The sequence below is a fragment of the Streptococcus sp. CCH8-C6 genome (assembly GCF_001557225.1).
Classification (GTDB): domain Bacteria; phylum Bacillota; class Bacilli; order Lactobacillales; family Streptococcaceae; genus Streptococcus; species Streptococcus sanguinis_C.
The window spans coordinates 133,258-152,561 of sequence record NZ_LSJN01000064.1 but is presented as its reverse complement, the minus strand read 5'-3'; the positions used below and the strand labels follow the sequence as shown (position 1 = coordinate 152,561).

The 19,304-nt window shown below is 44.7% G+C and carries 25 protein-coding genes and 1 riboswitch; of the genes, 4 read left to right on the top strand and 21 right to left on the bottom strand.

Annotation, left to right across the window (positions count from 1 at the left end; all coding sequences use genetic code 11):
- Nucleotides 1–12: 12 nt before the first annotated feature.
- The 4 genes from AX677_RS07210 to AX677_RS07195 all read right to left on the bottom strand — a co-directional run bounded on the left by AX677_RS07210 (nucleotide 13) and on the right by AX677_RS07195 (nucleotide 2,516).
- Complete coding sequence (locus AX677_RS07210; RefSeq protein ID WP_060976651.1) at nucleotides 13–321, bottom strand: MGMT family protein; 309 nt, start codon at nucleotides 319–321, stop codon at nucleotides 13–15.
- Between the two features lie 95 nt (nucleotides 322–416).
- Nucleotides 417–1,067: a phosphatase PAP2 family protein gene (locus AX677_RS07205; protein ID WP_060976650.1), complete on the bottom strand. Its 651-nt coding sequence runs from the start codon at nucleotides 1,065–1,067 to the stop codon at nucleotides 417–419.
- Entirely contained in the window at nucleotides 1,057–1,614 is a 558-nt protein-coding gene (locus AX677_RS07200; protein ID WP_002905138.1) for an ECF transporter S component, read from the bottom strand. Before AX677_RS07200 ends, AX677_RS07205 begins: the two co-directional genes overlap by 11 nt.
- 131 nt (nucleotides 1,615–1,745) lie before the next feature.
- A riboswitch (FMN riboswitch) is annotated at nucleotides 1,746–1,896 on the bottom strand.
- Nucleotides 1,897–2,012: 116 nt separating this feature from the next.
- Nucleotides 2,013–2,516, bottom strand: a complete 504-nt coding sequence (locus AX677_RS07195; protein WP_060976649.1) for a tRNA (cytidine(34)-2'-O)-methyltransferase — start codon at nucleotides 2,514–2,516, stop codon at nucleotides 2,013–2,015.
- A 339-nt stretch (nucleotides 2,517–2,855) separates the two neighbouring features.
- Here AX677_RS07195 and trkA point away from each other — a divergent pair, with 339 nt between their 5' ends.
- Both trkA and AX677_RS07185 read left to right on the top strand, forming a co-directional pair.
- Nucleotides 2,856–4,205 (top strand): Trk system potassium transporter TrkA, encoded by a 1,350-nt coding sequence (gene trkA, locus AX677_RS07190; RefSeq protein ID WP_060976648.1) that lies wholly within the window; start codon nucleotides 2,856–2,858, stop codon nucleotides 4,203–4,205.
- A gap of 4 nt (nucleotides 4,206–4,209) precedes the next feature.
- Nucleotides 4,210–5,649 (top strand): TrkH family potassium uptake protein, encoded by a 1,440-nt coding sequence (locus tag AX677_RS07185; RefSeq protein WP_032911866.1) that lies wholly within the window; start codon nucleotides 4,210–4,212, stop codon nucleotides 5,647–5,649.
- A 50-nt stretch (nucleotides 5,650–5,699) separates the two neighbouring features.
- Here AX677_RS07185 and yidD read toward each other — a convergent pair whose 3' ends face one another.
- The 14 genes from yidD to AX677_RS07120 form a co-directional block, all read right to left on the bottom strand.
- On the bottom strand, nucleotides 5,700–5,954 hold the full coding sequence (gene yidD, locus AX677_RS09205; RefSeq protein WP_080560800.1) for a membrane protein insertion efficiency factor YidD: 255 nt from the start codon (nucleotides 5,952–5,954) through the stop codon (nucleotides 5,700–5,702).
- The gene (locus AX677_RS07180; protein ID WP_060976647.1) at nucleotides 5,951–6,679 is read right to left on the bottom strand and encodes a pseudouridine synthase; all 729 of its coding nucleotides are present in this window, start codon (nucleotides 6,677–6,679) and stop codon (nucleotides 5,951–5,953) included. The genes yidD and AX677_RS07180 overlap by 4 nt, the downstream gene beginning before the upstream one ends.
- On the bottom strand, nucleotides 6,666–7,235 hold the full coding sequence (gene scpB, locus AX677_RS07175; RefSeq protein WP_060976646.1) for an SMC-Scp complex subunit ScpB: 570 nt from the start codon (nucleotides 7,233–7,235) through the stop codon (nucleotides 6,666–6,668). The genes AX677_RS07180 and scpB overlap by 14 nt, the downstream gene beginning before the upstream one ends.
- Nucleotides 7,228–7,938 carry a segregation/condensation protein A gene (locus tag AX677_RS07170; protein WP_002905143.1) on the bottom strand — a complete coding sequence of 237 codons (711 nt, stop codon included), beginning with the start codon at nucleotides 7,936–7,938 and terminating at the stop codon, nucleotides 7,228–7,230. Before AX677_RS07170 ends, scpB begins: the two co-directional genes overlap by 8 nt.
- A 2-nt stretch (nucleotides 7,939–7,940) precedes the next feature.
- Complete coding sequence (gene xerD / locus AX677_RS07165; protein WP_060976645.1) at nucleotides 7,941–8,672, bottom strand: site-specific tyrosine recombinase XerD; 732 nt, start codon at nucleotides 8,670–8,672, stop codon at nucleotides 7,941–7,943.
- Nucleotides 8,669–9,130 (bottom strand): cyclic-di-AMP-binding protein CbpB, encoded by a 462-nt coding sequence (gene cbpB / locus AX677_RS07160; RefSeq protein ID WP_004190581.1) that lies wholly within the window; start codon nucleotides 9,128–9,130, stop codon nucleotides 8,669–8,671. The genes xerD and cbpB overlap by 4 nt, the downstream gene beginning before the upstream one ends.
- On the bottom strand, nucleotides 9,127–9,648 hold the full coding sequence (locus AX677_RS07155; RefSeq protein ID WP_060976644.1) for a metallophosphoesterase: 522 nt from the start codon (nucleotides 9,646–9,648) through the stop codon (nucleotides 9,127–9,129). The genes cbpB and AX677_RS07155 overlap by 4 nt, the downstream gene beginning before the upstream one ends.
- Nucleotides 9,627–10,631 carry a nucleoside-triphosphate diphosphatase gene (locus AX677_RS07150; RefSeq protein WP_060976643.1) on the bottom strand — a complete coding sequence of 335 codons (1,005 nt, stop codon included), beginning with the start codon at nucleotides 10,629–10,631 and terminating at the stop codon, nucleotides 9,627–9,629. The genes AX677_RS07155 and AX677_RS07150 overlap by 22 nt, the downstream gene beginning before the upstream one ends.
- Nucleotides 10,628–11,422 carry a glutamate racemase gene (racE, locus tag AX677_RS07145; protein ID WP_002897022.1) on the bottom strand — a complete coding sequence of 265 codons (795 nt, stop codon included), beginning with the start codon at nucleotides 11,420–11,422 and terminating at the stop codon, nucleotides 10,628–10,630. Before racE ends, AX677_RS07150 begins: the two co-directional genes overlap by 4 nt.
- Nucleotides 11,423–11,520: 98 nt before the next feature.
- The gene (locus AX677_RS07140) at nucleotides 11,521–11,769 is read right to left on the bottom strand and encodes a YneF family protein (RefSeq protein ID WP_002894600.1); all 249 of its coding nucleotides are present in this window, start codon (nucleotides 11,767–11,769) and stop codon (nucleotides 11,521–11,523) included.
- Between the two features lie 56 nt (nucleotides 11,770–11,825).
- Nucleotides 11,826–13,076, bottom strand: a complete 1,251-nt coding sequence (locus AX677_RS07135; RefSeq protein ID WP_060976642.1) for a diaminopimelate decarboxylase — start codon at nucleotides 13,074–13,076, stop codon at nucleotides 11,826–11,828.
- A 104-nt stretch (nucleotides 13,077–13,180) separates the two neighbouring features.
- Nucleotides 13,181–13,864, bottom strand: coding sequence for a Bax inhibitor-1/YccA family protein (locus AX677_RS07130; protein ID WP_060976641.1), 684 nt, complete (start codon nucleotides 13,862–13,864; stop codon nucleotides 13,181–13,183).
- A 25-nt stretch (nucleotides 13,865–13,889) separates the two neighbouring features.
- A complete protein-coding gene (locus AX677_RS07125) occupies nucleotides 13,890–14,381 on the bottom strand; it encodes an HD domain-containing protein (RefSeq protein ID WP_049553184.1) in 492 nt (163 codons plus the stop codon).
- Between the two features lie 44 nt (nucleotides 14,382–14,425).
- Nucleotides 14,426–15,166: an RNA methyltransferase gene (locus AX677_RS07120; RefSeq protein ID WP_060976640.1), complete on the bottom strand. Its 741-nt coding sequence runs from the start codon at nucleotides 15,164–15,166 to the stop codon at nucleotides 14,426–14,428.
- An 84-nt stretch (nucleotides 15,167–15,250) separates the two neighbouring features.
- Between AX677_RS07120 and AX677_RS07115 the strand changes: the two genes are divergently transcribed.
- The gene (locus AX677_RS07115) at nucleotides 15,251–15,529 is read left to right on the top strand and encodes an acylphosphatase (RefSeq protein ID WP_002897016.1); all 279 of its coding nucleotides are present in this window, start codon (nucleotides 15,251–15,253) and stop codon (nucleotides 15,527–15,529) included.
- 81 nt (nucleotides 15,530–15,610) lie between these two features.
- The gene (gene yidC, locus AX677_RS07110; protein ID WP_060976639.1) at nucleotides 15,611–16,534 is read left to right on the top strand and encodes a membrane protein insertase YidC; all 924 of its coding nucleotides are present in this window, start codon (nucleotides 15,611–15,613) and stop codon (nucleotides 16,532–16,534) included.
- 116 nt (nucleotides 16,535–16,650) lie between these two features.
- Here yidC and AX677_RS07105 read toward each other — a convergent pair whose 3' ends face one another.
- From AX677_RS07105 to AX677_RS07095, 3 genes are read right to left on the bottom strand one after another with little or no spacing between them, the layout of a single operon-like run.
- Nucleotides 16,651–17,886: a cell wall metabolism sensor histidine kinase WalK gene (locus AX677_RS07105; protein ID WP_002913140.1), complete on the bottom strand. Its 1,236-nt coding sequence runs from the start codon at nucleotides 17,884–17,886 to the stop codon at nucleotides 16,651–16,653.
- Nucleotides 17,870–18,571: a response regulator transcription factor gene (locus AX677_RS07100; protein ID WP_060976705.1), complete on the bottom strand. Its 702-nt coding sequence runs from the start codon at nucleotides 18,569–18,571 to the stop codon at nucleotides 17,870–17,872. Before AX677_RS07100 ends, AX677_RS07105 begins: the two co-directional genes overlap by 17 nt.
- Nucleotides 18,572–18,575: 4 nt before the next feature.
- On the bottom strand, nucleotides 18,576–19,196 hold the full coding sequence (locus AX677_RS07095) for a GTP pyrophosphokinase family protein (RefSeq protein WP_060976638.1): 621 nt from the start codon (nucleotides 19,194–19,196) through the stop codon (nucleotides 18,576–18,578).
- Nucleotides 19,197–19,304: the final 108 nt, after the last annotated feature.

Here is a 19,304-nt window from a genome sequence, read left to right as displayed (position 1 = left end):
GAAAGAAGGAAATCACCGCTCCCACAAATAGACTTTCAAATCCACACAACCATTAGCCTTCAAGTCCACTCCCTCCGCCCAGAGCAAGTGTGTCTGGTCTTCCCAGCCTGGTGCGAGACGCCCTGCTGCATTGACCACCCGATGGCAAGGATGCTTGCTGCCATAAAGTTCCGACTGACTGAGAATCTTCCCCACCAAGCGGGCATTTTTTGGCCGACCAATTAAACGAGCAATCTGGCCATAGGTCGCCACGCGCCCAGAGGGAATGCTATCTACTAATGCCAAAACAGCATCGATGAGTTCTTGATTTGAATTGGACATACTAAGCTCCTAATCTAGTTTGCTCCTATCATAAAGAAAGAGACTTTCTTTGTCAAGACAAAAAGGCCGGCAAAGCCAACCTTTCTCATCTATATTTATTTCTGCTTTCCCTTGAAACGCCATTGAAAGCGTAATTTATCATAAAAGGGAAATTCGATATTGAGAATGGCAAAGCCCATCAAGGCTCCTCCGATTACATCTGTCGGGTAGTGCACGCCCAGATAGACTCTGGATGCCATAATCGTGAAGATAAAGAGCAAGATCAAAGCTTGCACCAAACGCTTGATTTTTTGGTTTTGAATCCGTTGCTGGACAATGATAATCAAGGTCCCAACAACAATGGCTGTCGCCATGGCATGTCCGCTCGGGAAAGAGTAACCACCCTCTTTGACCAAATGCGAAATACTGGGCCGACTTCTTTGGTAAACGAGTTTAATAAGCTTAATCAAAATCCCATGTAAGACCAGATTTCCCGCTAGCAAGGCAGCTTCCAGCTTCCATTTTTTATAAAGGAAAAACAGGACAAGAGCTGAAACCCAGATGATAATCCCCATCGGATCAATCACACTGGTTACAAGTTTGAAAAAAGTTGTCAAAGCTGCAGGCAAGTCTCCCCGAAGCCAGGTCTGAATCGGGGTGTCAAAGCTGGTCAGCTGCTCAGGATAAAACTTGACCATGTAGCCTAGCATGACGAAAAGTAAAAGGGCAAAAGAGCCCTTTGTTAGATAAGATTGTTTATTTTTCATAGCGTTTTAGAACGGGCTGTAAGAGTTTGTAAATTAGCCAAAAGACAGCAGCCCAGATCACTCCTTCTAATAGGTTAAAAGGGACAATCATGGTCAGCAGATACTTGGAAAGACCGTATGTTTTATAAATATCAAAACCTGCAAACCTTGCAAAGAGAGGAACTGCATAGATAACATTTAGAACAATCATAGTGATCGTAAGACCAAGCGTCGCTACCAAAGAAGCCTTCACATAGTCAAACAAGCTCTTCCTTTTTTTCCATAAAAGTGAAAAAACAGAAACAAAGACAGCTACCGCTAGTATATTCATGGGTAGACCGATTAGAGTGCCTACGCCATTATTATTCAAAGCTAGCTTTAAGACAGAGCGAATCAAGAGCACTGCCAGAGAGCTTTTTAAATCCAAGACTACCAAAGCCAGTAAAATCGGAATAATTGAAAAATCCAACTTTAGAAACTCAGTTATCAAGGGAATCTCATAAAGCATGAGTAGAAATGATAGAGCAGATAAAACTGCTACAATCGCCAACTTACGAGTATTTGTCATCACAGGTTCCTCCAATTTATAAAAATTAGAGAAGCCGGAAAGGCCACTGAAAAAAGCTTGTCAGCTAATGATTATTTAGTATAGGGCTCAGCCCTTAAATAAAGATTAAACGGCAAGATTGCTTCACTGCCTCTCGTCTTCTCCCATCCAGACTATACTGTCGGTTGTGGAATCTCACCACATCAGCTTGCGCTCGCGGACTTGATTTAGCATTGAGAAAAAAATATTTTCCAGCCAAAAGTTACCGCCGGTCGGGAATCTCACCCTGCCCTGAAGACATCATTATCATAACAAAAAAAGCCTGCCAGAGCAAGCAATTTGATTGATGTAATTAAAAGCGTTTCAACAATAGTATTCTATCTATTAGGAAAATTAACTGCTTAGATACATTCATTCCACTACTTCAGCTTGTCCGCTTCATACTCATGTACCAAATCTAAGCCAGCAAAATTCTGCTGACGCAGGGCTTCATAGACAATCATGCAGACCGCATTGGAGACATTGAGACTGCGGACATGCTGGTCGTTCATGGGAATACGCAGAGCCTTTTCTGGATGGCGACGCATAAATTCCTCTGGCAATCCCTTGTCCTCACGACCAAACATAAAATAGTGTGAACCTTCTTCAGCAAAATTTTCCTCAGAATAGACCTTCTCCGCAAACTTAGAAATCAGGTAAAGACGGCCATCCATCTGCTCCATAAAATCGTCTAAACTGTCATAATAGGTGATATCCAGCTTATCCCAATAGTCCAATCCCGCCCGCTTCATCTTGCGGTCATCAATGGGAAAACCCATGGGCTTGATGATGTGAAGCGGCGAATTAGTCGCGGCGCAAGTACGGGCAATATTGCCGGTATTCTGCGGAATCTGAGGCTCAAAAAGAACGATATGATTTTTCATAATAAGAATATTTTCCTAGTATTTTCTTTAGATAAAAAAATAGCCACACTGCCCGGAGTCAAGCTCAGCAAACAGCGTGGTTAAGGCTTCATTAACTTACATCACAACAGGTTTGAGGTAAACCAATGAAGGTACTCATTTAGTATAACACTTTCAGCCTACAAGTCAATAAAAAATGCTCAAAAAGTTGTACTTTTTTTAAAAATATCACAGGAAGATACCATTTTGGTAAAAAAATATTCGGAATTCTGGAAATAACTAGACTATTCTGTATTTTATAGATGAAATTTAAATGAAAAAAGAGTATGATAGATACATACTTTGGAGGAATCTAAACTTATGAAAATTATCGTTGTTGGCGGCGGGAAGGTCGGAACGGCCCTCTGTCGCTCCTTAGTGGCTGAAAAACATGATGTTATCCTGATTGAGCAGGATGAGGCTGTTCTAAACCAGATTACCAAACGCTATGATATTATCGGTATTTCTGGCAATGGTGCCAACTTTAAAATCCTAGAACAGGCGGATGTTAGTCACTGTGACATTTTCATCTCTATGACCGAGCATGATGAGGTCAACATGGTTTCAGCAGTCCTAGCCAAGCGGATGGGGGCTAAGGAAACTATCGTCCGAGTGCGCAATCCTGAGTATTCCAACCCTTACTTTAAGGAGAAGAACATCCTGGGCTTCTCGCTAGTGGTCAATCCTGAGCTCCTAACTGCTCGCTATATTGCTAACATCATTGACTTTCCTAATGCCCTGTCAGTAGAGCACTTTGCCAATGGTCGGGTGGCACTGATGGAGTTCAAACTCAAGGAAGACAGCAATCTCTGCCAGATGAATATTTCCCAGTTCCGTAAGAAATTTGGAAATATCATTGTCTGTGCTATTGAGAGAAAAGGGCACTTGGAAATTCCTGATGGCGACTTCACTTTGGAGGCCGGGGACAAGATCTATGTAACAGGTAACCGCCTAGACATCGTTCAATTCCACAATCTGGTGCGTCCTAGAGTGGTTAAGAGCCTGATGATTATCGGGGCTGGCAAGATCGCTTATTACCTGCTCAATATTCTCAAAAACAGTAAAATTGAGCTCAAAATCATTGAATCCAACCGTGAGCGAGCAAACTTTTTCAGTCAGGAATTTCCTGATCTCTATGTCGTCCATGGTGATGGTACTGCCAAGGACATCCTGCTGGAGGAACGCGCTAATAACTTTGATGCCATCGCTACCTTGACTGGTGTGGATGAGGAAAATATCATCACTTCCATGTTCCTTAATAATCTAGGTGTACAGAAAAACATCACCAAGATTAACCGGACTAGTTTGTTGGAAATTATTGATAACCAAGATTTTGCTAGCATCGTGACACCTAAAGGTATCGCTGTTGATACCATTATGCACTTTATCCGCGGTCGCTACAATGCTCAATTCTCTAACCTAGAAGCTCTGCATCATGTAGCCAATGGCCAAATCGAAACCTTGCAGTTCCAAATCAAAGAAGAAAACAAGATGACTGGTATTCCTCTGTCTCAGCTTCATCTGAAGAAAGATGTCCTGATTGCGGCCATTATCCGTCAAGGCAAAGCCATCTTCCCTACCGGTGATGACGACCTGCAAGTTGGAGATAAGATTATCGTTACCACTCTGCTGCAAAATATCACGCAGATTTATGATCTGTTAGCGAGGTAGGCCCATGAATAGATCTATGATTCGCTACCTGCTGGCAAAATTACTACTGATTGAGGCGGCACTGCTGATTGTACCCATTATCGTAGCTCTAATCTACGGTGAGCCCTTAAAAATCTTTCTCTCTATCGGGGCGACCATGGCTATCCTGCTAGTTTTAGGTGGAATAGGCTCTTATTTCAAGCCCAAGGACCTGCATATCTACGCTAAGGAAGGCGTGCTGATTGTAGCCCTTTGCTGGATTCTTTGGTCCTTCTTCGGAGCTCTGCCCTTTGTTTTTTCCGGGCAGATTCCAGACGTTATTGATGCTTTCTTTGAGATCAGCTCTGGCTTTACAACCACGGGAGCGACTATCCTTAACGATGTCGGTGTCCTCTCCCATTCGCTGCTCTTCTGGCGCAGTTTTACCCACTTAATCGGAGGGATGGGAGTGCTGGTCTTTGCCCTAGCTATTATGGACAATGCCAAAAATGGTCACTTGGAGGTCATGAAAGCGGAAGTTCCGGGCCCAGTCTTTGGCAAGGTTGTGTCCAAGCTCAAGAGTACGGCCCAGATTCTTTATATCATTTATCTGGCTCTCTTTGCTATCTTTGCGCTGCTTTATTTCCTAGCGGGTATGCCTCTCTTTGACAGCCTTGTGATTGCCATGGGAACAGCTGGTACGGGAGGATTCACCGTATACAATGACGGTATCGCCCACTATAACAGCTCGCTGATTACTTATCTAGTCAGCTTTGGAGTTTTAGCTTTCGGGGTCAACTTCAATCTCTACTATTACTTGCTGATTCGTAAGTTTAAAGCTTGCTTTGAAGATGAGGAGCTCAAGGGCTATCTCTGGATTGTATTTCTTTCCACAGCCTTGATTGCCTTTAATGTCTTCCACCTCTATCAAGGCTTTGCCAAGAGCGTGGAGATTTCCTTCTTCCAAGTAGCCAATGTCATCACAACAACTGGATTTGGCTATGGCGATACAGTCAAATGGCCGCTCTTTTCTCAGGTTATCCTGCTCCTGCTCATGTGTATCGGGGGCTCAGCTGGATCAACAGCTGGGGGATTCAAGGTCATTCGGGGAATTATCATTTCCCGCATTGCTAAAAATCAGATTCTATCTACCCTGTCACCTAATCGTGTCCTGACCTTGCATATCAATGGTGCGGTCATTGACAAGGATACTCAGCATAAGGTACTGAAATACTTAGCTGTTTATATCTTGATTATTCTAGCTCTCATTTTCATTGTCAGCTTGGATAATAATAATTTCATGACGGTTGTCAGCGGGGTTGTCTCTTGCTTCAACAATATCGGCCCTATGATTGGGACGACAGATAATTTTTCTATCTTTAGTCCTTTTTCTAAACTTCTGCTAGCCTTTGCTATGATTGGCGGTCGTTTGGAAATCTACCCAATTCTCCTACTCTTCCTGCCTAAGACTTGGTCTAGAAGATAGGAAATATTCGGAAAATATAGATATATATAAAAGTCACACTAGATACTTATCTAGTGTGACTTTTTTCTTGAATTATTTCTTCTCAGGCTGAAATGGTCTGGTACAGAATCCTCTCCTGGCTGAGACCAGGGATGACATCGGAGAATGCGCGCCAAGCCCATCAAAACTCCTTTAGCACCATGCTTCTGGATAGCCTCTATCATATAGTTAGAGCAGGTGGGCCGAAAGCGGCAAGAGGGAGGGAAAGCAGGCGATATGAAGCGTTGATAAAAGCGGACAGGAGCAATAAGCAGTTTCTTTATCATTTCTTGGTCTTGGTTACAGCCAGTGTATGCAGCTGGCTGACTTCTTTTTTACTGAGCTTACGATATTCACCAGGCTTGAGGCCAGTTAAGTCCAAATGACCAAAGCGAGTCCGTGACAGCTTATCCACCTGCAGTCCGACTGCCTGGAACATCTTCTTGACCTGATGGTTACGGCCTTCGTGGATTGTCAGCTGAACGACCGAACGATTTTTCGCCGGATCAACCTTGATAATCTCATAAACCGCTGGCTTGGTTTTGCGCCCCTCGATCTCAATACCGCGAGTCAGAGGACGAAGAACTTCTTTATTGGCCAATCCTTTGACACGCGCCACATAGACCTTGTCAATCTCATTTCGGGGATGAATCATCTCGTCGGTAAAATCTCCGTCATTGGTCAGAATGAGAATACCAGAAGTATCCCAGTCCAAACGACCGACCGGATAAATCCGCTCCTTGACCAGAGGCAAGAGCTCCACGACTGTCTTACGTCCCTTGTCATCACTGACAGAGGAAATGACCCCGCGTGGCTTATTGAGGAGGTAATAAACCTTCTCTTCGTTGTAGATAGGCTGGCCTTCTACTTCAACACGGTCGCCAGACTTGACGTTCGTCGCCAGCTCACGTACCACTTGGCCGTTTATACTGACCTTCCCCTGCCTAATTAGCTCTTCTGCCTTACGACGGCTGGCTATCCCAGCATGAGCGATGTATTTATTGATTCTCATCGATATCTGTCCTTTCAATAAAGAGCTGGCTTTCTTCAGCAACTAGCTCTGTTTCTTCGACAATCGGCAGTTCATCTAGGTGATTGATCCCCATATAGTCTAAGAAATAATCCGTTGTCACATAGAGATTTGGCCGGCCAATGACTTCCTTTTTGCCATCCTCTCGAACCAGTTCAAAAGCCAAGAGCTTAGCCAAAGCACCGCTGGAATTAACCCCACGAATGTCGTCTATTTCTACCCTTGTAATCGGCTGCTTATAGGCAATGATAGACAAGGTCTCAAGGGCCGCCCGCGATAGACTTTGATTAATCGGCGCCCGTGAATAGGCCCGCAGAATCTCAGCAAACTCTGGCTTAGTGACTAGCTTATAAGTCTTTGAGGTTTCCAAGAGGGTCAGGCTGGAGTTCGGATTGGCCTCATATTGCTCAGCCAGCTTCTCCAAACTCTGAATGACACCGGTCGGCGGCAAAGAAAGGATTTCTGCCAATTGATGAACCTTGAGTCCATCTTCTCCCGCTACAAAAAGCAGGGCTTCAATCTCTGCTAACTTACTCATTTCCTCTTCCTACTAAATAAATATTTCCAAAATTTTCTTCCTGAATGACTTGCACTTCCTGCACCTTGACCAATTCTAAGGTCGCCAGAAAGAGTGTGATAACCTCATTCATGTCTTTGGTCTCTGCAAAAATCTCCTGCAGAGCCAGACGGCTCTTACCTGCACAGCGCTGACGCACGACATCCATCATGTCCTCAATCTTGTACTCGTCTCGCACAATGGTTGTATGGCTCTTAGAAAACTCCTCTTGCTTCTTGGCGATAACCTTGGAAAAAGCCAAGAAAAGATCTATCGTTGACTTGTCATGCAGGAGCTCAGCATCTTCATAAACCAGCTCCAGCTTGGGCTTAGAATAATAAAGCGCCCGGTCATCATGCTGGAGCGACATTTTCTCACCTAAGAGCTTGAACCTACGGTATTCCTCAATCTGGCTCAAGAGGTCTTGCTCCAAATCATCTTCCAGTTCAGCATTATCCGCCACCTTAGGCAGAAGCTTGCGGCTCTTAATCAGCATGAGCTGGCTTGCCATGACCATGTACTCGCCCGTCACTTCCAGCTTCATGGCCTGCAAAGTAGCCACATAAGCCAGATACTGCTCGATGACCTCCGTAATGGGCACATCATAAATATCCACCTGGTACTTAGATACGAGATGGAGCAGCAAGTCCAACGGGCCTTCAAAATCTTTTAGTTTGATATCCATTTTTATCTGTATTTTTCTAGTGTAATCATGGTTTTCAGGCCCAAATCTTGGGCAATATCATAGAGACCAATCCCCTTCTCCCGCTGGCGCAAAATAAACTGCTCACGCAGGCTTTGGGCAGATAGACTGGCTTGTCCCTGCTCAATCAAGAAGGCCTCTAGCTGACGGAAGCCCCATTGACGAGAATAGGATTTGCCGTTTTTCTCAAATAAATACGTCCCCGTCAGATAGTCCTCCAGCTCACCCGTCAGGCTCTCAGGAATCTTGATAACCCGCTTCTGACCGGCCTTTTCAATCTTCAAAACCTGAAAGTCAAGATTGACATCAGCCACTCTGACCTGCAAAATCTCGCTAGGCAGCAAGCCCATTTCCAAGATAAGAAGAGCCATCAGCCGCCCCCTGGGAACGCTTGATTCCTGCCAAAAAGCAGACAGATCCAGCAGTTCATTTTCCTGCTCCTTCGATACGGACACCTTGGGAAGGACCAAACGGTGGAACTCCTCAATAAGCCGCTGCTGATAAAGGAAGTAGAGAAATTGATTGACTGCTGAGAGCTTCCGCTTCTGAACAGCTGCCTTAAAATCCTTGATAGAGGCCTGATAAATCCGCAGATTTGTCTCGCTAATCCGGCCATGTACTTCCTCGATAAACTGCTCCAAATCATAAGAATAGGCAATTTTAGAATTTTCTGAGATATTTTTTTGATTTAAAAACGGTCTAATGTATTCTTTCATTTTTTGCGAATTTCGTACTGCTTGCTAAAGCCGTGCAACAAGGAATTGACAGCTTTCAAAATGGACTTTCTAGTAATAATTCCGTAAAAATGCTGATCCTCGCCCACAACCGGCAGGAATGACTCGTCGACCAGCTTATGAAGTACATCTGATACAGTATAATCTGGCCCAACTGTCAAGTCGTCCATTTTAGTCATATGGACGATGTCGGTCATCATGAATTCCTCTTCTGGCAGATCATGGCGCATGCGATAGGACATGATGTCGGTCAGGGAAATCGTACCAACAAACTTTTTATCTGCTGTCACGACTGGTACACGTGAGTAGGTCATCTGGCTTAGCAATAGGATAGCATGATCCACATTGTGGGTGTCAATCATAACCGCCAGATTTTCCCCAGGCGTCAAAAAAGTTTCTTCATGTTGCAGCAGATAGTCTTCAAATTCCTTAGCAATCATCGGCTAAACTCCTTGGACAAGCTTGGATAGAGTTCATGATTTCGCGTATAAAAATCAACTTTAAAGCGGGGATCATCAATCTCTACCTTAGCGTAGAGGCGTTCGTTGATTAGGCCGCGTGGCTGGCTGATGGAGCCCGGATTCAGAAAGAGCGTTTTGCCCTCCATTCGAGCATCTGGGATATGCAGATGACCGTAGAGGCAGATGTCTGCATTAACCTCTTGCGCCCACAAATCCAGCTTTTGAAAAGAAAAGTTGATATGGAAGAGATGCCCGTGAGTCTGGGCAATAATGGTCCCCGCCAAATCCGTCACCAAGCGTTCTGGATAGCCGTCGTAAAAGTCCATATTCCCTGCAACAACCTGAATCCCTTGCCATACCTCATCATCAGAAGGAAGCTCAGAGTCTCCGTTATGGAAAATCGCATCTACCTTTCCAATATAATGATTCCTAATCTCTTCAACAATAGCACGGTCGCCATGAGAATCACTCATGACTATAATGGTTTGCTTTGCCATGCTGGAAATACCTCCACTAATTTCTTAACTGCCTGAGCCCGATGGGATTGCGCATTCTTTTCTTCCATCGTCAGCTCGGCAGACGTTTTTCCTGTTTCTCCCACTAAGAACAAGGGATCATAGCCAAAGCCATTTTCCCCTTTTGGCTCATGGGCAATGTAGCCCGGCCAATCCGCTTCCACTACCAGAGACTCCCTGTCAGGACTAGCCACCACTAGGGTCGTATGAAAATGGGCAGAGCGGTCCTTGATATCAAACACCATAGCCAACTCATGCAGGAGCTTGATGTTGTTTTCATCGTCTGTCGCACCTACTCCAGCGAAGCGAGCCGACCAGACGCCAGGCAAGCCGCCTAAAACATCGACCTGCAGACCTGAGTCGTCAGCTAGCACCATTTTACCGGTCAGCTTACTGATTGTCTCTGCCTTGAGCCGCGCATTTTCCTCAAAGGTAGTTCCCGTCTCTTCCACTTCTGGCAAATCAGGATAATCATTGAGATTTTCAACCTTATAGCCCAACTTATCAAAGAGTTTACGAAATTCTGCTGTCTTTCCTTCGTTGCGAGTCGCAATCAAAATAGTATCTCCGACAGCCATCTCTGACTCCTGCCCCTGACCAAAAAAGTCGGTCATCTTAACTCCATCCTTAGACAGGAAGAAGACCTTGCGCAGCAAGTCCTTTTCTGTAATCAGAATAGCTCCCTTATGACTGGTCGCCTTAAAATCCCGCTCCCGACGGTCGTTAATCATATTGAGGACAAACTGGATATAGGACATAGGCGATCCGTATTTGACCACAACTGTGGTAAAGGCGTTGTATTCTTCATCCAAATCCCGCTCAATCAGCTCACACAACTCTGCATCAATATGCTCCAAGAGCCTGTAAGGGATATCATTGAAATGATAGCCAGCCTTGCGAAAGCGGGTCCATTCTCCGATATACCAATTGTTCTCGTCAATGTATTCATAAATTTTATTTGTCATAAGCTTACATGCTCCACATTCACTTTCAGGCCCAGCCAGCTTTCTGCAATCTCCGAAAAGCTTTTGGCATTGGCAGTTGTGTAAAATTGGTGGTTGAGCTCCTGCTTTTCCCGGCTGCGGTTGATTTCAAAGTAATTGAGTAGGACAGAAATATCCCGTACGCATTCTGCTCCGCTGTCAATCAGTTTCACATCCGGTCCCATCCTATTTTGAATAATAGGCCGGAGCAAGGGATAGTGGGTGCAGCCCAAGACGAGGGTATCTACCCGGCCAGCCAGAGGCTGCAGGGTTTCATAGACCACTTTTTTGGTAAGACTGGAATGAAGTTCATTGGACTCTACCAAAGGTACAAACTTAGGGCAGGCCAAGCTCTCCACCTGCATTTCCGGCGAGAGCGCTTCAATCTTCTGACGATAAATATCAGAAGAAACAGTCATTGGCGTTCCGATAACACCGATGCGGCCACTGGCAGTTGACTTAATAGCTGCACTAGCCCCCGGCAGAATCACGCCCAGTACTGGAATATCCAGCTTTTCCTTCACTTCTTCCCAGACAACAGCAGTCGCTGTATTGCAGGCAATGACAATCATCTTAACATCCTTGGTCAGGAGGAAGTTGACCAATTGCCAGGTATAAGCGCGAATCTGCTCAGCAGGCCTAGGGCCGTAAGGAGCCCGCGCTGAATCTCCGATATAAATGACCTCTTCGTGGGGGAGCTGCCGCATGAGCTCACGGACTACAGTCAAACCGCCCACTCCTGAGTCTAAAAAACCGATTGGTCGATTATCCATAAGGTCTTCTTTCTAAAACAAGGGACTGGAAGCCGATTCCAAATCCCCATTTTTTTATAGATTTTCTCTGCTGGTATTAAAAGCCAGCCTCTAGAAAATTATTTTTTCTTTTTGCTCTTAGCAAGCGCAGCTTTCTGCTGGCTGATAATTTGACGATAAACTTGCTGTACTTTCGCTTCATTTGGCCGTTGACCGCTAGCGCTAAGCAAGGTCCGAACTGCTTCTACATTCAGACGCGGATTTTCTGCAAATTCCTTCTCCACTTGACGACGAAGTAGATACATACCCAAGATCACGCCTCCAGCAAATGCTGCCATAATCAAGAAAATTGCTAAAACTAAATTCATATCGAGAACTCCTCTATTTCCATTTTTACATTGCTCTTCATTATATCAAATTTTCTCTATTTTTCAAAATCAAAGCCATACAGTGTCGCAAAATAATCTTCTGGTTTTTCAGCCCGACGAATCATGCGAATATTGCCATCTTGTTCCAAGAGAATTTCGCTGGAGCGGAGCTTGGCATTGTACTGATAACCCATAGAAAAACCATGAGCACCCGTATCGTGAATCACTAGTGTATCGCCAATTTGGCTGACAGGCAGCGGGCGATTAATGGCGAATTTATCGTTATTCTCACAAAGACTGCCGACAACATCCACAATCTCTATCTCTCCCTCGGGTCGATCCATATTGGTAATGTGGTGATAAGAACCGTACATGGCAGGACGCAGCAGATTGACCGCAGAGGCATCCACTCCCAGATAGGTTCGGTAGGTCTGCTTCTTATGGGTAACCTTGGTGACCAGCAGGCCATAAGGCGCCAACATGAAGCGGCCAAGCTCCGTATAAATCTTGACCTGTCCTAGACCAGCTGGAATTAGAATAGCTTCATAGGCCTGACGAACTCCTTGGCCAATGACCGCAATGTCATTTTCCTCGCCATCAGGTTGATAATTAATGCCGACACCGCCAGATAGATTGATAAAGTCCAGCTCAACTCCTGTCTCAGCCACTACTTCTACAGCCAGCTCAAAAAGCTGACGGGCCAGTTCAGGATAGTAGTCATTGCTGACAGTATTTGAGGCCAAGAGAGCATGAATGCCAAACTTCTCAGCTCCCAACTCCTTGAGCTCTTTGAAAGCCTGAATCAGCTGGTCCTTGGTCATACCAAACTTGGCTTCTTCTGGATTATCCATAATGCTGGTTCCCAGCTCAAAGACACCGCCAGGGTTGTAACGGCAGGAAATGACCTTGGGAATACCAGCGGCTTCCTTTAGAAAAGCTACATCTTCATAAGCATCCAGATTGATAGTCGCTCCTAGGTCACGCGCAAACTGAAAGTCCTCAGCTGGCGTGTTATTGGACGAAAACATGATATCCTGTCCAGCAAAGTCCAGCTTTTGGCTCATGAGCAGTTCGACATAGCTGGCACAATCCACCCCGCAGCCTTCTTCTTTGAGGATTTGTAAAATAGCAGGATTGGGAGTGGCCTTGACGGCAAAATACTCTTTAAAACCTGGATTCCAAGAAAAGGCCTCATGCAGGGCACGCGCTCTTTCCCGAATTCCCTTCTCATCATAAAGATGAAAAGGTGTTGGAAACTGCGCCGTAATCTCAGCTAACTTTTCACGACTGACAAAAGGAGTTTTCATACTGTTCTCGCTTTCTATTTGCTGGGTTTATTATACCATAAATCCATAGGAGAAACAAAAAGCACTGGAGCAAACATCCAATGCTTGAGTCTTATTTAGCTGAGTTATTTGTTTCTTCCAAAAATACGTAGCAAGCTGAGGAAGAGATTAATGAAGTCCAGATACAGATGCAGAGCCAGCGAAATTGCCCAGCCATTTCCTGGATTGCCATTGGTCTGCTCATAGACATAGCGGATTTTCTGATTGTCCCAAGCGATGAGCCCTGAGAAAATAAGGACACCAACGATACTGATGATAAAGTCCAAGCCACTGCTTCTCAAGAAGATATTAAGGAAGCTAGCAGCGATAATACCAATCAAACCGGCCATACAAGCTTTCCCTATTCCAGATAGGTCCTTTTTAGTCACCTTGCCGATGAAGCCCATAGCAAAGAACATAACTGTCGTTGTCAGAAAGGCTAAGAGAACAGTTGACTGAAGATACAGCGCCATGATAATACTCAGGGTAAATCCATTGATGGCTGAATAAGCTAAAAACATAGGCAACGCCGCCGGACTATTGCTCCGAGCAGTTCCAGATGCTACCAACACAAGGATAAACTCAACTGCAATAGCCGCATAGAAAATCCAAGTGGAGCCTGTCAAAACAGAGATAATAATGTCCTGAAAGAAGTTCAGCATCAAGAGGGATACGACTGCTGAGATTCCAATACCGACACCAACGATAGAATAAATCTTGGCATAGAAAGAATTAATATCTGATTGATCTTGAATAATAGAATGGTTCATAGTTACTCCTTTTATAATAAAACATTTACGGTTTCAGCATCTTTCGATGAAAGAGCTTGCGATTACCGCCCTTACGTCTCCAAGGTGCCGTCGCTTCTTTGACGGCCCAATACTTGTCCACCATCGTCACAACGAATGATTCTTTGTAGCGAGGTGGTGCCAAGGTCAGGCCCCACATATGCTTGACGATAATGTCCTCTTCGACTTTATTAAGCTTGGTAATCTTACGAGCATTGCGAACTGCCAACCTGGGATGAACCCAAGCATGACTCTTCTTAAACTTGGTCACACGCCAGTCATAGTAGAATAAGTCATGAAGCAGGGCACCGCGTGCCGTGCTGCGGGCATTCCAACCAAATTTTTTGGCAATTCTGTAACTAGTATAACTTACATTGATGGAATGTTCAAGTCTATTGGAATGAATATGATGGGGAATTTCTTTCAGGCGCTGTACACTGGGCTTTTCAATCAAGTGCCCAACATAGGCCATAAATTCCTCGTCCTTTTTGTAAGGCATAGAATCACCTCCCTTGCCAACTATTATATCTCTTTTTCTGATTTTTAGCTTAAATGAAAAATTAAAATACCAGCAGCGACAGCAACATTGAGACTTTCTGCCTGCCCCTTCATGGAAATATGGACCAGAATATCAGCTGCTGCCGTCATTTCTGGACTAATTCCCTTCCCTTCATTGCCCATGACTAGGGCAAATCTCTCTTTGCTGTCTACCTCTCTGTAATCGATAGATGTTGACGACAAGGTCGACGCTAGAATTGGCAGACGGGAAGACTGAGCCAGCCTAATAAAATCAGCTGTATCCAACCGATAAACTGGCAGATGAAAATGGCTTCCCTGCATAGAGCGCAGCGTTTTTAAGTTATAGATATCTGCTGACAAACGAGAGATGAAAACCCCGTCAAAGCCAGCTGCATCAGCTGTCCGAATGATGGTACCGACATTACCTGGATCCTGAACATCCTCCAAGAAAAGATAGCGCCCATTTAACCCCGATGGTATTTCTTCCCTTTCAAAAGCCACTTCCGCGACAATCCCCTGTGGTGTCTTACTATCAGCCAAATCTGCTAAAATCTCTGGACTGACAAAGATTACCTGAGAAAAATCGGCTAATCGCTCTGCGTATTCTGCTAAAGCAAAAATCCGAATCAGCTCTGCCCGGCTGCTGACAGCTTCCTCAAATAAATGCCAGCCCTCGATCAAATAAGAATCCTTGCGGTATTTTTTGTGATGAAGTTTTTTAGCTTTTTTTACCACATTATTGGCTTTTGAGGTTATAATATTCATAAGAACATTATACCACAATTTAGCAGACTTGCACTCATACTGAGGGCTTAAATCCCCTCGGTCCGCTCACTAAAGGAGGATGCCATGCAGAAGGTAAAAATGATAGCCCAAGGACGGGTACAAGGGGTTGGATTCCGCTGGGGAGTCTATTCTCTAGCGCTGGAAATCGGAGGTATTACCGGCCGGGTCTGGAACAACGATGACGGTACTGTAGGCATTCTGGCTCAGGCTGATGACCCAGCTTTGATGGCCAAATTTATCCAGGAAATCCGCAAGGGACCGACACCTTTTTCTAAGGTCAGTTATTTGGATGTGACCATGGCTAATTTCGACTCCTATCCTGACTTTAAAATTTCAAATTAGGTCTGCAGAACTATTGTATATTTTGCAAAAAAACAGTAGAATAGATAGGTATTATTTTTTAGAAACAAAGGATATGAACTCGTGAAACATTTCAAACGCTTTTTATTCTCCGGTATGGGACTGGCTGCGCTTCTTTTCCTGTCTGGCTGTGTAGGCCGCGACAAGGCCGGTAATCCTTCTGGTCTGATCTGGGATGTGATTGGTCAGCCTATGGCGGATGGTATCCAATTTTTCGCCAAGAATTCAGGCTTGGGTTATGGTCTGGCGATTATTATCGTTACGCTCATCGTGCGGATTATCATTCTGCCGCTAGGAATCTATCAGTCTTGGAAGGCAACGCTTCAGTCTGAAAAGATGAACTACTTTAAGCCGATTTTTGCCCCAATCCAAGAGCGAATCAAAAATGCCGAAACTCAGGAAAAGAAAATGCAGGCTCAGCAAGAACTGATGGCTGCTCAAAAAGAGAATGGACTCAGCATGTTTGGCGGTATAGGCTGTCTGCCTCTGCTTATCCAAATGCCTTTCTTCTCAGCCCTCTTCTTTGCCGCTCAGTATACTCAAGGAGTTGCAGGCAGTTCCTTCCTCTGGATTAAAGACCTGGCCAAAAGCGACTTGGCTTTGACTGCCATTGTCGGTATCCTCTACTATATCCAGTCGGTGCTCTCTCTGCATGGTATTGAAGATGAAACTCAAAGAAACAGCATGAAACAGGCTTCTTATATGAGCCCTATCATGATTGTTGGTTTCTCTTTCTTCTCCCCTGCCGCAGTCACTCTCTACTGGGTAGTCGGTGGATTTATCCAAATCATCCAGCAATTTATCATCAACTACATCATCCGACCTCGCTTGAGAAAACAGGTAGCAGAGGAATTTGAAAAAAATCCTCCTAAAGGCTTGAAAAAAGCGAGTCGGGCTAAAGATGTCACTCCAAAAGCTCAGCCGGCTATTGAGCAAAAGAACAAAAAGAAAAAGAACCGTAATGCTGGTAAGCAACGGTCAAGATAAAGAAAAATTCTTCTAGACAATACTAGAAGAATTTTTTTAAACTCAAGTAAAACTCCGCATCGTCAATACAAAAAGCTCAGCAAACAAAGCAATAACTGATTAACGAGGTGACGCTATCATAGTAAAACGGTAAAGCCAATCAAGCCTTTCTTATATGAAACCCAAATCCTGCCCTTGAAAATCCGCACCAGACTTTCTGCCATGGATAGGCCAATCCCGTAGCCAGGCTGCTTCTGATTGTGCGATTCGTCTTCGCGATAGAAACGATCAAAGAAACGGCTGTAATCAACATTTTTACCGTCCGCGTAACTATTGGCTACCGTCAGACGAGCTCGTTTCCCACGCTTAGCCTTGGTTAGGGTGACAAAAATTTGTCCATCTTCGTCACAATACTTGCAGGCATTGTCAATCAGGATACTAACCAATTCATAAAGTTCATCTTCAGTTGCCTTGACATGGATGTCTTCCTGCAGCTTGATCTCGTACTTCTTGCCAGCCTTCTCGATGACAGACTTGAAGTTTCCTGCTACTTTTTTTACAACTTCTGAGAAATTCACATCCACCAAGGTAACATCTGGCTGCTCTTCCAGACGGGCCAGAACGACCATTTGATTGATTAGATTACTGAGGCGCTTGACCTGGTCCTTGGTGCTTTCTGTCCATTCATTTTCGCCAGTCATCAGCTCTTGCAGCTCCGTATTGGCTGAAATGATTGCCAATGGCGTCTTCAGTTCATGTCCAGCATTGGTAATGAAACGCTTTTGGTTTTCGTAGTTTTTGATATAGGGACGGATGGCAAAGTTGGAAAATCCAGACACGACTAAAACAAAGAAAATAAAGCTATAGAAACACAACTGGATAGACAGCCAGAAAAAGTCATTGCGGCTTTCGAGGTAATTGGTCGAATCTAAGACCACCAATAAATAGCGCTTGGTCTTGGAATCCTGCGTTATCTGGTAGGAATAAAATTGACTGCCTACCTTAAAAACGCCACTGCTACGGCTATCCTTAATCACTTTGTTAGCGTAGCTGAGCGCCTGCTCCTTAGATAGATTGGAAAGATGATCCAAGTTGGTGGAGTAAAGTGTTTTGTCTTCCTTATAAACCACACTGAAATAGCGGTATTGGTAGATTGTGTCAATGGTGATACGGTCGTTTTGCAAGCTCTCTGCCGTTTCTTCTACGCTGGGAAAATCTCCATTATTGGCAGATAGAATATTGAGAACGGCTTGGATTTCTCCGTTGGTCTGCAGAAAGCGAACGGAGTTTAAGACAGCAATCATGGTCAGCAAAATACAGACAATAGCCGCCGAAGCCAGCAGAATGAACCGAATTTTAAGCTTCCGAAACATGGCTATCTCCTTCCAGCGGCACCAGAGTGAAACTACCACCTTCCTCGCCCAAAATAGCAAGATCAGCATGGATAGCCTTCAGCTTCTGGCGCAAATAGGAAATATAAATCCAGACGAAGCCTTCGTCCAAATCCTCATCCTCGTCATTAGCCCAAACATGACGGAAGATTTCCTGAGTAGAAAGACTCTTCTGGGCATTAAGCATGAGAAATTCCATCATTTTAGATTCCTTACCAGCTAAGCGAATAGAATTGGAGCTAATGAGTTCATGCTCTCCGACATTAAGGCTCGTTTGGCCAATCTGCAGCAAATTGGGAGTAAAAGTCGCTACCCGTCTGGACATAGACCGCAGGCGAGCCAGAAGCTCTTTCAGAGAGAAGGGCTTGGTCAGATAGTCATCTGCACCGGCATCCAGCCCTGTGACCTTATCATCCACCTCTGACATAGCTGTCAGCATGATGACATGGGTCGTATTTCCGGTTTGGCGAATTTCTTTCAGCGCTTCAATGCCTGTCTTGACAGGCATCATGATATCCAGAATCATCAAATCATAAGCGTTTTCCTTGGCCAAGTCCACAGCTTCTTGCCCATCAAAGGCTGTATCAACCTGATAGCCTTCATGGGTCATTGCCGTTTCCAAGACACGGGACAGCTGTTGCTCATCTTCAGCTAATAAAATCTTCATCATCTCACTCACTTTCTCGAATCAAATTGCGGATGGTCTGCATGGTCACATCACAGGAAGCCAGCTCATCTGCACAGCGTTTCAGCTCGCGGACAATCCGCTTGCTGTCTTTAATCTCATGCTTGTACTTCATCTGATGCTCTAAGCTGGCCCAAGAGTCCATAGCAATGGTCCGAAGCTGGATTTCTACAAAATAGCGACCAGGGTTTTGACCATGACAGTCCTCATAAGGAGTCTCCACCTCTAATATCAAGTGGTAGGAGCGATACCCATTAGGCTTGGCAGCTCGGATATAGTCCTTTTCCAGAACAATCTCACAGCCCTCCAGCTGACGAAGCACCTCAATGGTCTGATAGATGTCCTCGATAAAACCGCAAACAATCCGAATCCCAATCGCATCACGAATTTCTTTCAGGGCTGACTCTGGCACCCTAGGCAGATTCTTGCGTTGACATTTCTCTTCCATACTGGCTGCCTGCTTGACTCGTGCATTAAAATGCTCAAAAAGCTTCTGCCCTGTTTCCTGCTTGACTCGATCATTTGCCTCTTGAATACGCTGACTAAGATCCTCTAAAATCTTGGGCAGGTAGACGCCGTATTTCCCATAAATATCTTGCTCTTGCATACAGTTCTCCTACTTTTCTAGCTTATTCTCATTATAGCATAACCATCTGTCTTTTCTCTATTTTTCCCCTGCTCTTCTTATCTAGCCTACACTCTCTGTCTTAAAAGA